16 protein-coding genes and 1 pseudogene are annotated in these 14,274 nt (G+C 39.0%); 10 read left to right on the forward strand and 7 right to left on the reverse strand.

All coding sequences use genetic code 11. From position 1 onward, the window contains the following. The coding region (locus I6E78_RS17870; protein WP_197183055.1) for a helix-turn-helix domain-containing protein at positions 1 to 462 on the reverse strand (462 nt) is incomplete at its 3' end. Between the two features lie 38 nt (positions 463 to 500). Here I6E78_RS17870 and tnpA point away from each other — a divergent pair. The 3 genes from tnpA (at position 501) to I6E78_RS17885 (ending at position 2,474) form a co-directional block, all read left to right on the forward strand. After that, positions 501 to 896, forward strand: coding sequence for an IS200/IS605 family transposase (gene tnpA / locus I6E78_RS17875; RefSeq protein WP_089369121.1), 396 nt, complete (start codon positions 501 to 503; stop codon positions 894 to 896). 101 nt (positions 897 to 997) lie between these two features. Then, complete coding sequence (locus I6E78_RS17880) at positions 998 to 1,795, forward strand: response regulator (protein WP_086997245.1); 798 nt, start codon at positions 998 to 1,000, stop codon at positions 1,793 to 1,795. A gap of 442 nt (positions 1,796 to 2,237) precedes the next feature. After that, positions 2,238 to 2,474 carry a hypothetical protein gene (locus tag I6E78_RS17885; protein WP_089369122.1) on the forward strand — a complete coding sequence of 79 codons (237 nt, stop codon included), beginning with the start codon at positions 2,238 to 2,240 and terminating at the stop codon, positions 2,472 to 2,474. A gap of 239 nt (positions 2,475 to 2,713) precedes the next feature. On the opposite strand, the gene I6E78_RS17890 is transcribed toward I6E78_RS17885, so the two are convergent. After that, positions 2,714 to 4,027 (reverse strand): M20/M25/M40 family metallo-hydrolase, encoded by a 1,314-nt coding sequence (locus tag I6E78_RS17890; RefSeq protein ID WP_197183056.1) that lies wholly within the window; start codon positions 4,025 to 4,027, stop codon positions 2,714 to 2,716. Between the two features lie 443 nt (positions 4,028 to 4,470). On the opposite strand from I6E78_RS17890, the gene I6E78_RS17895 reads away from it, so the two are divergent. Then, on the forward strand, positions 4,471 to 4,728 hold the full coding sequence (locus I6E78_RS17895; RefSeq protein WP_011329809.1) for a type II toxin-antitoxin system Phd/YefM family antitoxin: 258 nt from the start codon (positions 4,471 to 4,473) through the stop codon (positions 4,726 to 4,728). Then, on the forward strand, positions 4,716 to 5,015 hold the full coding sequence (locus I6E78_RS17900) for a type II toxin-antitoxin system RelE/ParE family toxin (RefSeq protein WP_089369124.1): 300 nt from the start codon (positions 4,716 to 4,718) through the stop codon (positions 5,013 to 5,015). The genes I6E78_RS17895 and I6E78_RS17900 overlap by 13 nt, the downstream gene beginning before the upstream one ends. A 233-nt stretch (positions 5,016 to 5,248) precedes the next feature. On the opposite strand, the gene I6E78_RS17905 is transcribed toward I6E78_RS17900, so the two are convergent. Together I6E78_RS17905 and I6E78_RS17910 are read right to left on the reverse strand one after the other, a co-directional pair. Then, entirely contained in the window at positions 5,249 to 5,929 is a 681-nt protein-coding gene (locus I6E78_RS17905) for an SDR family oxidoreductase (RefSeq protein WP_089369327.1), read from the reverse strand. A 55-nt stretch (positions 5,930 to 5,984) separates the two neighbouring features. After that, positions 5,985 to 6,983, reverse strand: a complete 999-nt coding sequence (locus tag I6E78_RS17910; protein WP_089369125.1) for a DUF4382 domain-containing protein — start codon at positions 6,981 to 6,983, stop codon at positions 5,985 to 5,987. Positions 6,984 to 7,209: 226 nt separating this feature from the next. On the opposite strand from I6E78_RS17910, the gene I6E78_RS17915 reads away from it, so the two are divergent. Continuing rightward, entirely contained in the window at positions 7,210 to 8,076 is an 867-nt protein-coding gene (locus I6E78_RS17915) for a mechanosensitive ion channel family protein (protein WP_011329813.1), read from the forward strand. 244 nt (positions 8,077 to 8,320) lie between these two features. On the opposite strand, the gene astB is transcribed toward I6E78_RS17915, so the two are convergent. Both astB and I6E78_RS17925 read right to left on the reverse strand, forming a co-directional pair. Next, positions 8,321 to 9,667 (reverse strand): N-succinylarginine dihydrolase, encoded by a 1,347-nt coding sequence (astB, locus tag I6E78_RS17920; protein ID WP_197183057.1) that lies wholly within the window; start codon positions 9,665 to 9,667, stop codon positions 8,321 to 8,323. A 400-nt stretch (positions 9,668 to 10,067) separates the two neighbouring features. Beyond that, a complete protein-coding gene (locus tag I6E78_RS17925; RefSeq protein ID WP_089369127.1) occupies positions 10,068 to 10,502 on the reverse strand; it encodes a MarR family winged helix-turn-helix transcriptional regulator in 435 nt (144 codons plus the stop codon). A gap of 132 nt (positions 10,503 to 10,634) precedes the next feature. Between I6E78_RS17925 and I6E78_RS17930 the strand changes: the two genes are divergently transcribed. The 4 genes from I6E78_RS17930 to arsJ all read left to right on the forward strand — a co-directional run bounded on the left by I6E78_RS17930 (position 10,635) and on the right by arsJ (position 13,980). Then, a complete protein-coding gene (locus tag I6E78_RS17930; RefSeq protein ID WP_011329816.1) occupies positions 10,635 to 11,063 on the forward strand; it encodes an organic hydroperoxide resistance protein in 429 nt (142 codons plus the stop codon). A 157-nt stretch (positions 11,064 to 11,220) separates the two neighbouring features. Continuing rightward, on the forward strand, positions 11,221 to 11,565 hold the full coding sequence (locus tag I6E78_RS17935; protein WP_011329817.1) for a metalloregulator ArsR/SmtB family transcription factor: 345 nt from the start codon (positions 11,221 to 11,223) through the stop codon (positions 11,563 to 11,565). A gap of 162 nt (positions 11,566 to 11,727) precedes the next feature. Beyond that, positions 11,728 to 12,741 (forward strand): ArsJ-associated glyceraldehyde-3-phosphate dehydrogenase, encoded by a 1,014-nt coding sequence (locus tag I6E78_RS17940; protein WP_086996797.1) that lies wholly within the window; start codon positions 11,728 to 11,730, stop codon positions 12,739 to 12,741. Positions 12,742 to 12,753: 12 nt separating this feature from the next. Then, entirely contained in the window at positions 12,754 to 13,980 is a 1,227-nt protein-coding gene (gene arsJ / locus I6E78_RS17945) for an organoarsenical effux MFS transporter ArsJ (RefSeq protein WP_197183058.1), read from the forward strand. A gap of 203 nt (positions 13,981 to 14,183) precedes the next feature. Here the strand turns inward: arsJ and I6E78_RS17950 are convergent. Beyond that, positions 14,184 to 14,274, reverse strand: a pseudogene (locus I6E78_RS17950) (IS5/IS1182 family transposase); the annotation flags it as partial.

The raw sequence follows: 14,274 nt of genomic DNA on the forward strand, positions 1-14,274 counted from the left end.
TTTACTTGCTAGTTTGCGATGCAAGATAATGGGTATCTTGCCTACCTTTGGGATACTGATAGCGCCATTTTCAATGCGGATACAGTTCGAGTTATTGACCGCTCGAAAACTATCGTTGTGACGTTTTTTCTTTTTATATGAGATCTTGTGCTTTGGAAAGCGTTGCAAGCGACCTTTAGTAAAAACATTCTTGAGCGCTAATTCCAGGTCGCGGGCAACTTGTTGAGCTGCCGCAGAATCGAATGCTTTGATCCAGTTAAACTCTTCGAACGTCTTGATATCTTTAAGTAGTGAGGCCATGTCTTTGTAAAACAAAAACGTTTTATCGTGCTCGTATCGACGCATGTTCTCAGACAACAATAAGTTCCAAATGCCACGCGCTGTCGCGCCAAACTCAACGAGTTTAGCTTCTTGCTCTGGCGTAGGATTTAGCCTGTAGTTGTATCTAAGCGTCTTTTTCATATACTGTATAGACTACTGTATGCAAATGAGTTGTCAAGATGGAATATGACACTAAATCTCACTATAAATATTTAATAGCACTACATTTAATACTTGTGGTTAAATATAGAAAACAATTGTTAAAAGGTGATGTAGGTGATTTTGTAAAACAAAAAATCACTAAAATTGCAGAGCGCTCAGAATTTAATATCGAAGAGATCGAGGTGGTCAAAGATCATATACACATATTGCTAACGATCTCTCCCAATATCAGTGTTGCGAGTTACGTTAGGAGAATTAAACAATCTACAACGCAAAGTCTATGGTCGAGATTTAAATGGTTTAAAAAGCAATTCTGGGTTAAAAAAACATTTTGGTCTGACGGATATTTTGTTTGCTCTGTTGGAAATGCGGCTGCTGATACAATTCGAAAATACATTCAAGAGCAGGGCTAACTATTCCGATTCATCCTATCGACGCCGCTTCGCGTCGATCAATGGATTTTCTCGGAAAATTTCGATAAAAACAGCAAGATTATAATAATAAAGAGATATAAATGAGTGACTTAACTGCAATAGCTAATCTATCAATATTATTGGTCGAGCCTTCAGAAGTGCAGCAAAAACTGATCATAAAATCATTAATACAAAGTGGTGTAAAACAAATAGAAACCGCCACTACACAAACCCAAGCTTTAACCCTACTTGCAAATTACCAACCAGATTTAGTTATTAGCAGTATGTACTTAGCTGACGGCACCGCCGATTCACTGCTACAAAACATTAGGTCGAACCCGCGCACAGAGCACCAAGCATTTATGTTGGTGTCGAGCGAGCGTAATAAAAAGTATCTTGAGCAATTAAGGCAATCGGGCGTGTTAGCTATTTTACCTAAGCCCTTTACCAGCGAAGCTATTACCCGAGCGCTTAAAGCTACCTTAGATATAATTAGCGAACAAGAAGTAGAGCTTGAACACTTTGATGTTACTTTGCTGCGCGTATTAGTGGTTGACGATAGTCGCTTTGCTCGTAAACATATTATTCGGGTGCTTGCTGGTATGGGAATACCTGCGCCGGTAGAGGCTGAGAATGGCAAACAAGCAATTGAGCAGCTAAACGAGCAAGCGTTTGACTTAATAGTAACCGATTACAATATGCCGGAAATGGATGGCAGAGAACTAACCGAAGCGGTTAGAGGCTCAAATAGCTACTCGCACATTCCTATTTTAATGGTGAGCTCAGAAGCCAATGAAACCCACCTAGCAAACATCTCTCAAGCCGGAGTGGATGCCATATGCGACAAACCGTTTGAACCAGCAACAGTGAGAGATTTACTATTTAAAATAATGTCTTAACAAGTTTAAGCAAGTACTCGAAGAAATAGCAGTATTTTAAGTTATTAACCTGATCTCTGGTTAAGAGATTTACTAACGTATTGAATCATAGTTATATTTAATTTTATTTTCTCTAGCCAGAGGTTTTCAGTGAAAACAAGGCGAATTTACGCGTCAATAGCTGGCCTATTGCAAGAAAATTCAACGCAGTTAGCGCTGAAAATAGCTGCTTGAGATAAGTTTATTATCCGGAGCTCAGGTTTATTACTTTACCCCGAATATTTAGGGTATAAAGCAATAAAGAGACAATTTTATTTTTGCTATTTATATACTAAAGTATAAAGGTTAGTAACTCCTGACTACTTTAGCTAAGGACACATTATGTCTGATCCCGATATCAATAATCTCAATAGTAAAGACGCTGCTGGTGAGCAAATAGAGGCAATTGTTGCAGCAAAAAAAAATGGCTATAGATGAAATTCTCAAAGAAAAAAGAATTGCAATTGCAGAGATCAGAGCTGAAATGGACTTAGCTATAGATGAAATACTCTGTGAGTCGGACAACCCTGAAGAAGGGCTTAAAGTTAATGATATGGCCGAAGCAGTTAAAAGAAAACGCAAAAAAGGCAAAAGAGACAGTGATAGAAGAGTGCGCGATGCTGATTACGACAGCCATGAGAAAAAGCACCGTGAAACATAAAATTAATAGTACCAGCGTTGGTTATTGTAATAGTTCAATGGTGAGTTAACTACCCAGAACACCTTATACATGCAACATTACTTATGCAAAAGGCCAATTTTATTGGCCTTTTGCATACTTATTACCAGAATTAAAGCTAGACTAAAGAGTAGGGTGGCAGAGTTAATTAACCTGCTCTTGGGTTAATGGCATTAAACATAATTAGTTGGCTCACTGGTAGAAAACATTAAATAATAATCTTACAGCTGCCCTAACCTGTAAATAAGCAATGCGGTTTTTTTTATGTTTTTATCAAGGCTAGTTAAATCGGCAGTTTCGTTTTTAGTGTGCGCGCCACTGCCCATTAAGCCCAAGCCATCAAGCGCCATATTAACATGGCTTGCGGCAAACGAAATATCTGCAGCGCCTGCATTGCGTGGGTTGGCAGCTACTACTTTGTTGAAGCCTAAGTCGTGGCTTGCGTCGCTGTATAATGCTAATAGCTTTTTATTGCCATCAGTTAATGCCATTGGCGGGTAACCGTCTTCAAAAATAAGCTCTGCTTTACTGCCATTTAAACTGTTGCTAGCAATGAGTTGCATTGACCTTTTTGCGTTTTCGAATTGTTTTGGTGAAAGTGCGCGTAAATCGCCTGCTATATGTACGGTTTGTGCTATTACATTACTTTTACCAAACGCAGTTGCTGACGAATTAGCGCTGTCGTAGTCGGCATTTGTGCCACCCACAATAAGCCCTGGGTTAAAAGTTAAATTAGGTTGTGTGGCAAGTTGTTCTCTAAAGCTATTTAAAATACGCGATGCTTCGTAAATAGCGCCATAGCCTACATTATCACTAAATATTTGCGACGAATGCGCCGCTGCAGCACTTACGTTTAGCGTCCAGCCGGTATAACCACGGCGCGCCGCCATGGCGGTTTTAATATTGTTATCGCCATTTTCAAAGCCTAAAGCAACGTCTGCCCACATTGCCGCATCAACAATGGCTTGTTTAGATAAGCTAAGCGGACGACCGCTGCTTTCTTCATCGCCAGTGAGTATTACTTTTATGCTTACATTTTCAAGTAAGTTAAGCGCTTGCAAGCTTTTAAGTGCGGTAATTATTATCGTGTTACCGCCTTTCATATCGGCAACGCCTGGGCCACTGGCTGTATCGGCATCAAGCTGTTTGTAGGTTGTAAAATCATCGTGTTTGGCAAAGACTGTATCTAGATGGCCGATCATCAGTATTTTTATTGAATCGGGGTTTTTACTCTCAAAGGTAGCCAATACATGCCCTGCGCGGTTAAACGCACTGCCATCCAGCCATTCTACTTTAAAACCAATGGCCTTAAGTTGCTCGCTTGTAAGCGCGCCTACTTTTTTTACACCTTCAATATTAAGCGAACCGCTATTAATATTTACGGCTTGCTCTATTTCTTTAAGTGCTTGGGGAATGTTTTTATCGACCTGTTTTACTATTTCACGCTCATTTTTATCAAGCGCAGCATGACTTATAAGCGGTAAGGTACTAGCAAGTGTGAGAATGATTGCATGGCTAAATTTTAAAAATGACATAACAGCATAATAAGTGAGAAATAAGAGTATTTAATATGAAGTAAAATTAATAAGGATTCAATAGAAGTAGATTGTGATTTTTAACTAATTTTATAAGCAATAACGAGTTACAAGTTTAAGGGTGAACGCGTTATTAGTTTAAACACAGGTATTTAAATATAACCACTTAATTAATAATCAACGGGTATAATTAATCAGCTATACGTCTGATATTACTGAACTCCACCATTTTGGGGTTTTGCTACATTTAGAAAAGGTAAGGCGAAGCTAACTAACTGTTTACAGTTGTTTATTTTATAGCTTGGTTAAGTTTTTGTAATATAGGGGTATTTCGATTTGTGAAATGACAAATATCGTAGGCTAATTTTTAGTCGTGCCGTTGTAACCTCCGGCTGCTGTGATACTATAGTGATACATTACTTAAGTTCTAGATAGGATTTTTTATGAAAGTTGAGCTAGTTACGACTCTTAAACGCCAAGCTACTAAAATATTAGCTGATCTTCATACTTCAAAAGAGCCTGTGTTAATTACAGAACATGGTAAACCATCTGCTTATCTAGTTGATGTTGATGATTATGAATTCATGCAACAACGAATAGCAATCCTTGAAGGTGTAGCGCGCGGTGAACAAGCTATTAAAAATGGCCATTTATTCTCTAATCAAGAAGCAAAAGAGAAAATGAGTAAATGGCTGAAATAATATGGACATCTCCAGCTCTCGATGATTTAAATTATGTTGCTGAATATATTGCTTTAAATAATCTGATTGTGGCTAAAAAATTGGTTCAAAAAGTATTTGAGAAAGTATCAAGGTTAGAAAATCATCCAGAATCAGGTAAAAGGCCTGCTGAGCTAAATAACTTAAACTACCGAGAAGTTATTGTTAATCCGTGTCGTATTTTCTATAAAATTGAAAATGATAAGGTTTATATTTTACATGTAATGCGACAAGAGCGAGATTTACGCAGGTTTCTTTTACAGAATTAAATACGGTTAACAAGTAAATCCACTAGTATGAAAATTTGGCTGAATCCATCTTGATTACTAAGAAAATCGCAAATTAAAATAGAGCGACAAGTGCAGTTTAAAAAATATAACAGGGCTTTTAAACGACCAAAATTTTTCTCTTAAACAGCTCTCAGCCCATATTTAGGACAAGCAACCACCAGGTTTAATACCACTTGTATTAAACCTGACAGCCAAAATCTACCAAGCTACATTTAATTAGTCGGCATTAAATAAATTTCGCGTACGCTGTTGCGCTGGTTTGCTTCAATAGCAAAAAGTACTGCGTCAGCGACATCTTGTGGGTCGAGTTTGTCGGGTTTAGCTTCATCAAAAAATGGGGTATTTACCATACCTGGTGCTATGGTTGTACAGCGGCCATTCCACTCACTCATTTCCTCAGCTAAGTTTTGTCCAAAGCCATAAGCAAACCATTTAGTTGCACCGTAAATAGAGCCGCCAATTGGCTTACGGCCAGCAGCAGAGCTGGTTAAAATGAAGTGTCCGGTGGTTTCGCGTAAATATGGCAGTGTTAATTTTGCGCTCCACAATAGGGCTTTAATGTTTATATCGATCATGGTTGACCACTCATCCGGATCACCTTTTTCAGTGCCAGCAGTTGAAACCCCCATGCCTGCGTTAGCAAAGGCTACATCTAATCGGCCAAACTTTTCAATGCCTTTGGTAACTACGTTTTCGAGCGCGGTAAAGTCGGTGGCATCTGCGGCTACAGCCATTGCGTTATCTGATCCTAGCTCGGCAACAAGTTGGTTAAGTTGCTCTTCTCTACGGGCGGTTAATATAACTTTATGACCGTTGTTTACTAAGGTTTTTGCCGTTGCTTCACCAATGCCACTAGAAGCGCCGGTTATGAGTACTATTTTCTCTTTTGCCATGGTTTTTTCCTTATTAACAAATGAATGAAGGCGCAGCTCAATGTGCGCCATGCAGTTATTGCGCTATGTCAAAATTGACTGATAAATCGTCAGCTTGCGTTAGACTAATTTGTTTCAGTTGATAAATATTAAAGTCTGCATCTACTTGCTCTGCATCGTCTATGTGTGCGCTACACGTATAACCAAGTTGGTAGTCGCCTGGTGTTATGAATGCGAGTTCAAATTCGTATTCATTATCGTCCGCATCAAATACAACATTGGCAGTCGCCAGCGGAGCGTTATCAGGCGTTTGGTCATCTATTTCATGCATATCTGTTGGGGTTTGTGCCTGCGCAGAGTAAAGGTAAACAGCATGGCCAAATGATGAATCATCAGCGGCAAGACCAATGTTGTCAGTCTCGCAATTGTTTATAAGTGTTTGGCTTACAGAGCCTTCAATATCTTGTGATTCAGAAAGGTTTTGTAAACGCACACCGCGAGGTTTTAAAAATATTTCGTCATTATTTTGTGGATCAACTAACGATTTTTTTAAATCAAACTCTAATACAAACTCGTTGTCGGTTTGATTGAGTGTAAAGCCATCTAGCTGAATTTCACCCACGCCATCGTTACCTTTTCTTTTTACGATAAGCGGTGCAATGCTGCCGTCTTCATAAACTACGTGAGATGTTAAGCTAAGGTTGTTCGTGTCGCCGTTTATCACTTGTGCGCGGATCCACGAATAATCCCCAGCAGGTACTTCTTGATCGTCAAGTAATTGAAAAATATCGTCGCCCGTATAGTCTAGTAAATTGACCATTTGCGCTAAGGTGGAATCGTTTTTAGAGCGAGTTGCAAAGCTAACTTCTTCACCTGCTTGGGCTTTAATTGTTATTGAATCAAACACTACGTTAACTTGTTTTAAACCAGTGACTGGTGCGTCGGAAATGCCTAAGCTAAAAGTGGTTTTATCACTTGCTTGCGGTGGGGTTGTTTCAGCCTCGTCATTTGATGAGCCACAGCCTGCTAAGGCAAAAATAATAGCGCTACTTAATATTGTTGATTTAAAGTTCATGCTTGTTTCCTTTTATTTGATTTGTTAAGTGTATGTATTTAACCCTTAACCTAAATTGAATTAAAAATATGAAGAGTTAGAACTTTTAACATGCTGTTTTAAATAGTTTTTAATTTTATCGATTTAATTGTTTTTTACTATATACTCGCGCCACTTCTTTTGAAGTCGTTTTTATTAAATTTAACCATAATTTTGCTGAGTTTCAGCCACATTTATCGGAACAAACATGAAAGATAAACTTTTAGCATTTTGGCAAAGCCATTCAGAAACAATCATCACTTTAGGATACAAAGTGATTTTAGCTTTGGTGATTTTAATTGCCAGTGGCGTAATTGCCCGCGCTGTTAAAAGAGCAGTTAATGGCTCTAAATCGCCGCTTAATAAATTAGATAAAACTTTGCTGCCTATTATCTCTCGCCTTTCGAGTTACTTGGTTTATATAATTGGCTCGTTATTTATTTTAGATATTTTTGGGGTCAATACCGCCAGTTTAGTGGCACTAATGGCCGCTGCAGGTTTAGCAATTGGTTTGGCGTTAAAAAGTACGTTAAGTAATATAGCTGCAGGTATTATGTTATTAATACTGAGACCTTTTAAAGTAGGTGACTTTATTGATGCCAGTGGTACATCGGGTACGGTGAGCGAAATAAACTTATTCACTACTATTTTTAAAACCACCGACGGCCTTTATATAGCCTCTCCTAACGGCAAAGTGTGGGGTGGTAATATTAAAAACTTTACCCGTAACGGTAAAAGACGCATGGATATTGTAGTGGGTATTTCGTATGCCGATTCAATAGACGATGGCTTAAATGTACTTAAACAAATAGCCAGCTCAGAAGGGCGTTTACTAGCAGAGCCAGCGCCAAAAGTAATGGTGGTATCTATAGCCGAAAGTTCGGTAAACCTACAATTACGCGCATGGACTGTAAATGGTGATTACTGGCAAACAGTGTGGGATCTTAATAAGCGCGTTAAAGAGTCTATTGAGCAAGCAGGGCTAACAATTCCATTCCCGCAGCGCACTTTGCACTTACCTGAGTCGCTAGCAACAAGCGTTACAATTAATAAAGACACTGCAAAAGTAGATTAATATTAGCAGTATCAGCACACATAAAAATAGCGAGCTAAGGCTCGCTATTTTTTGTTGTATCGTTTGTAATTATTTAACCTGAACTCTGGTTAAGAGATTTACTAACGTATTGAATCATATTTATATTTAATTTTATTTTCTCTAGCCAGAGGTTTTCAGTGAATTCAACGCAGTTAGCGCTGAAAATAGCTGCTTGAGATAAGTTTATTATCCGGAGCTCAGGTTATTTAGCTTAAGTAAGTAATTAACCTTCTAATTGAAAGTCGTACACTGAGCCTAAATTAAGTAGTTGGGTTAGCTCATCAAGTGCTTGGTAACTTTCGCTCAGCAGTGCTGGGTCGGCAAAGTCTTTAGCACCTAATTGATCGCGGTAGTTACGTTGTGCCCAGTTACACAATTGCGTGTATTTAGTGTCGGTTAAAATAACGTCTGGGTTTACTGCAGCGAGTTCTTGCTCGTTCAAAGCAACCCGTAAACGCAAGCAAGCTGGGCCGCCGCCATTTTGCATACTTTGGCGTAAATCAAAAAAGCGTACTTGGTTTATAGGATTATCGGCCATGATCATTTCTTCAATGTAGTCGTTAACCGCGCTATTACGTTGGCACTCTTTTGGCGCTACTAATAACATAGAGCCATCACTTAGGCTTACTAGCTGGCTGTTAAATAAATAACTACTAACTGCATCTTGAATACTTACTTTACTTGTAGGTACTTCAATAATATAAAATTGTTTATTACCAATGTAGGCTTCGCGAATATCTTGCAATGCTTGCTGCTGATTTAAAAATGCTTGCTGATGACACAGCAGTACGTTGGCATTACCTACAGCAATAACGTCGTTATGAAACACCCCTTGGTCAATCACATCTGGGTTTTGCTGCAGTAAAATTTGGCTGGTATCTTTTAAATTATGTAAGCGGCAAATAGCTTCTGAGGCTTCGAGGGTTTGCCTTGCAGGAAATTTAACCGGTTTTGGTAAATGGCTGTTAAATGCACTGGCCCCAAACACAAACATTTCTAGGCCTTGCTCGCCATGGCTGTCGCAAAAACGGGTGTGGTTTGCTGCACCTTCATCACCAAAAAAGCCTTGATCGGGTAAATGGGTATGATGCGCAAAGTGGTTTTGGTTATTAAACATTGCTTTTAACAACCGCGTTGTGGTGGCAGGCTCTAACGAGCGATGAAACTTATTGTTTAAATTTGCAGCGGTAAAGTGCACTTTACCATCGGTTGTATCGGGCGATGGCGACACAGTAGCGGCGTTTGCTGTCCACATTGCTGAGGCTGAATAACATGCGCGTAATAAAATAGGATCGGCGTTAAAAGCTTTATTAATAACTTGCGCGTCGTTACCGCTAAACCCTAGGCGGCGCAGTATATTTAAGTCGGGGCGTGCATGGGGTGCAAATACACCTTGAGTTAAGCCTTTATTGTGCATGGCTTTCATTTTTTCAAGGCCTTGAAGTACCGCCTCTTGGGGATTTGAAAAGCTAGCGGCGTTATTTAACGAAGCAACGTTACCATACGATAACCCCGCATAATTGTGAGTAGGGCCAACTAAACCATCAAAATTAACTTCTAAGGCAGGCATACACATTCCAAATAAATTGTTTAATAGAACTAACAATACAATGCATTGGGTTTACTTGCAAAGCGACACCAACAAGAAAAGCTTAACGGCTGAGAATACGCTCTTTATCAGCGGTAGTACGCGGATTATTTGGCTCGTTTACTTGCCAAAAACTAACATCTAAACGCCATAGTAAATAAAGTGTGTGATATAAATTAAACATAGCTTTTCCTTTGATTTTTTTTAAACACATAAAGTAATAGGAAGAAGTATGCCAACGTTTAATTGAATATTTTATGAATACGAATCAATGAATTAGTGTTTTATATAAAAAAGTTGCTAGCTTTTTGCACTTATATGGTGGGTTTTTTGGGCTGTATGCACTTATTTGATACACGCGCTATTTTAAACGGTTTATGCATTAATCAGATAAATCGTTAACGACTAAGTCGAGTAACTGCATTAGTTGTTTTGCTTGCTCTGTATTTACGTTATTAAATTTACACAGCACTTTGCTAGGTATATCAGCCGCTTTTAGCTTTAGTGATTGCCCCTGTTGAGTGAGTTGCACTAAACGCTTGCGCTTGTCGTGCTCGTCTTTTACTACGGCAAGTAATGACTTGTCGGTCATTTTTTTTAGTATTTGGGTCATTGCACCGCCATCAATCGCGGTGTTATTTATAAGCTCGGCAATGGTTATTTGGTCCTGCTCCCACAATGCCATCATTACTACATACTGCGGGTAAGTTAAATTAAGCTCAGCTAACGGCTCCCGATAAGCGCGAGCAATACTATTAGAGGCCATATATAAACGATGACATAACTGATTTTTTAATTTTAACTGCTCAAATGACATGCTTTAACCTCTTTGCTGAATAAAGTGCATTTTAATTTGCATGCAAAGTATTTGCAATCTATATTTAGTTGCTCTATTATTTTGCACACAAACTAAATAAGTTAATTAATTTTTTAAATTTTGGAGTTCATTATGAATGTATTACAAAACGTTGCCTATACAGCAAAAGCAACTGCAACCGGTGGCCGTGAAGGCACTGCTAAATCTGATGATGGTCGTTTAAATGTAGATTTATCAACTCCTAAAGGCTTAGGCGGCGATGATGGTAAAGGAACTAACCCTGAACAGCTATTTGCAGCAGGTTACGCGGCATGCTTTATTGGTGCGCTTAAATTTGTAGCGGGCAGCGAGAAAATTACTCTGCCAAGTGACACGCACATTAACTCAGAAGTGTCGATTGGCGCTATTGACGGTGGTTTTGGTATTGCAGTTAAGCTAGCGGTGTCGCTGGGTGATATGGATAAAGCGCAAGCACAGGAGCTTGTAGATAAAGCGCACTTAGTATGCCCATATTCAAACGCAACACGCGGTAATATTGAAGTTGAGCTGTCGGTTATTTAATAACAAAACTCGCTAATATTTAAAAAGCACACAATAACCTTGTGTGCTTTTTTGTTTTTGAGGTCATAAAAAATAAATATACGAAAAATCGTATATTCACTATTTCATATATTCATTTTTTGTTTTATTGTGTACATATTAACGATACGAGGACGCTATGGAACAATTCAACCCCCTGCAATTTTATAAATGCCTAGCGGACGATACACGGTTAAAGGCCATACTGCTTATTGCTGATCAGCAAGAGTTATGTGTTTGCGAATTAGTTGCGGCACTTAATTTAAGCCAACCTAAAGTGTCACGTCATTTAGCACAGCTTCGCCAATGCGGATTGCTTACAGATCGAAAACAAAACCAATGGGTGTACTACAGTATTAATAAGGCACTACCAGATTGGGCACAAACAGTAATTACGCAAACACGTGTTGCAACAGCATCATTTTATAAAAGTGATTTAGAGCGCTTAAATGCTATGGGTAATCGCCCTGAGCGCTGTTGCTAAGTAACCTGATCTGTGGGTAATAAACTTATCTCAAGCAGCTATTTTCACTGAAAACCTCTGGCTAGAGAAAATAAAATTAAATATAACTATGACTCAATACGTTAGTAAATCTCTTAACCAGAGTTCAGATTAAGTAATTAATATAACAAAAGGTATTTTATTATGACCATTAAAGTAGGCATTAACGGTTTTGGCCGTATGGGGCGTTTAACGCTGCGCGCAGCGGTTGACTGGCCAAATATAGAGTTTATAAAAGTAAATGATATAGCGGGCGATGCTAAAACCCATGCCCATTTATTGGAGTTTGACTCAGTGCATGGGCGTCTACATCATTCTGTTACTGCTACTAATAATATTATTGAGGTTGGCAAACACAATATAACTGTAAGCAACCATAAAACCATTAACGACAACGATTGGTCTGGTTGCGATGTAGTAATAGAAGCTAGCGGTAAAATGAAAACGACCCAGTTACTAAATGCGTATTTAGCCCAAGGTGTTAAACGCGTGGTGGTGACCGCACCGGTAAAAGAAGAGGGCATTTTAAATATAGTAGTAGGGGTGAACGATCATCTTTATAAGCCAAGTGAGCACAAAATAGTTACTGCGGCCTCCTGTACCACCAACTGCTTAGCGCCTATTGTGAAGGTACTGCAACAAGAAGTGGGAATTAAACACGGCTCCATAACCACTATTCATAGTATTACCAACACGCAAACCATTATTGACGCACCACATAAAGACCTACGCCGAGCACGTTCTTGTGGCACAAGTTTAATACCAACAACAACAGGCAGCGCAACAGCTATTACGCATATTTTTCCTGAGCTTAAAGGTAAATTAAACGGCCATGCTGTACGTGTACCACTTACTAATGCCTCAATTACCGATTGTGTGTTTGAACTGCAGCGCAGCGTTAGTGAAGATGAAGTAAATGGCTGGTTTAAAAGTGCGGCTAATAACGAGCTTAAAGGTATTTTAGGTTATGAGGAAAAACCACTGGTATCGATTGATTACGCAACCGATCCGCGCAGCAGCATAATAGATGCGCTTTCAACTATGGTAATTAACAACACTCAGCTTAAATTATATGCTTGGTACGATAACGAGTGGGGCTATGCAAATCGTACTGCAGAGCTAATGCTAAAAGTTGGTTTAAGTGATCAATCAAGTTAATAGGCTAATTTAATGTTTGCGCAACTAGCTAACTTACCAAGCTCACTAAAACAGTATTTTATCATTACCGGCAATTATTGGGCTTTTACTTTAACCGATGGCGCACTGCGAATGTTAGTGGTGCTGTATTTTCATCAGTTAGGTTATGGCGCATTAGCGATTGCTATGTTGTTTTTGTTTTACGAAATATTTGGCGTGATCACTAACTTAGTGGGGGGATGGTTAGGAGCGCAACTTGGCTTAAATAAAACCATGAATATAGGCTTAGGGCTGCAAATACTTGCGCTTGCTATGCTTTGCGTGCCAACAGATTGGTTAACGGTTGCTTATGTAATGGCAGCACAAGCGTTAAGTGGGATTGCCAAAGATCTTAATAAAATGAGCGCCAAAAGCGCGATTAAATATTTGGTGCCGCAAAACAGCAGCGGGCAAAGTAAATTATATAAATGGGTTGCCATACTTACTGGCTCTAAAAATGCATTAAAAGGAGTGGGCTTCTTTTTAGGTGGGGTACTGCTTACTATATTTGGTTTTGTTGGTGCGTTGTTTACTTTAATCGTTTTATTGAGTGTTGCCTGGGTTATAAGTTTAGTCTTTTTAAAAGGCGATATAGGTAAGGCCAAAAACAAACCTAAATTTAAAACGTTATTCTCTAAATCTCGCGCTATTAATTTACTTAGCACAGCACGATTGTGTTTATTTGCCTCGCGAGACGTGTGGTTTGTAGTGGCTCTGCCTGTGTATTTAGCCACGCAATTTAACTGGAACCATACTTGGGTGAGTGGCTTTATGGCACTGTGGGTAATAGCGTATGGGTTAGTGCAATCGCAAGCACCGCGAATTACTGGGCAAGTTGTTACCTCTGGTTTTAATACAGTTAATAAAGCATATAAATGGGTTACGCTATTGTGCGTTGTAACTGGCATTTTAGCGCTGCTAATGCAATTTAATAGTGCGGTAAATTATACGCTTATAGTGGGCTTATTTATTTTTGGTGGGGTGTTTGCTGTTAACTCATCGCTACATAGTTATTTAATAGTGAGCTTTGCCAGCAGTGATGGTGTGTCGCTCGATGTAGGCTTTTATTACATGGCCAATGCCATGGGGCGCTTACTGGGTACTGTGCTTTCTGGTTGGGTATTTCAGCTTTATGGGTTAGTGGCGTGTTTATGGGTTAGTGTTTTTTTACTCATTATGGCTGCAATAGCCACCGCTTTTTTGACTAAACATGAAGGCTAAACTTTTGTATGAGATTGCTGTTTTTACACTAAATTAATAGCTTCATTTTATAGATCAACTAAACTATATACGTTAATTAATTAAAGGGTGTGATGAATGCGGGAAATAGCGTTAGCAAAAAAGTTATTGTGGCTCTCAGTGGGCAGTATATTTATAACTGTATTAGTACTGTCTAGGGGCTGTTGATCTTTGTAGTACATATATCAATCAGCCCACATTGGTAGCCACATCATAGTAAATGCTAAAGCGAGCATTGAATGATAATTTCGTTCAAGCTTTTCATACCGCGTGGCT

The organism is Pseudoalteromonas sp. NZS127 (assembly GCF_015864805.1).
Taxonomy (GTDB): Bacteria; Pseudomonadota; Gammaproteobacteria; order Enterobacterales; family Alteromonadaceae; genus Pseudoalteromonas; species Pseudoalteromonas nigrifaciens.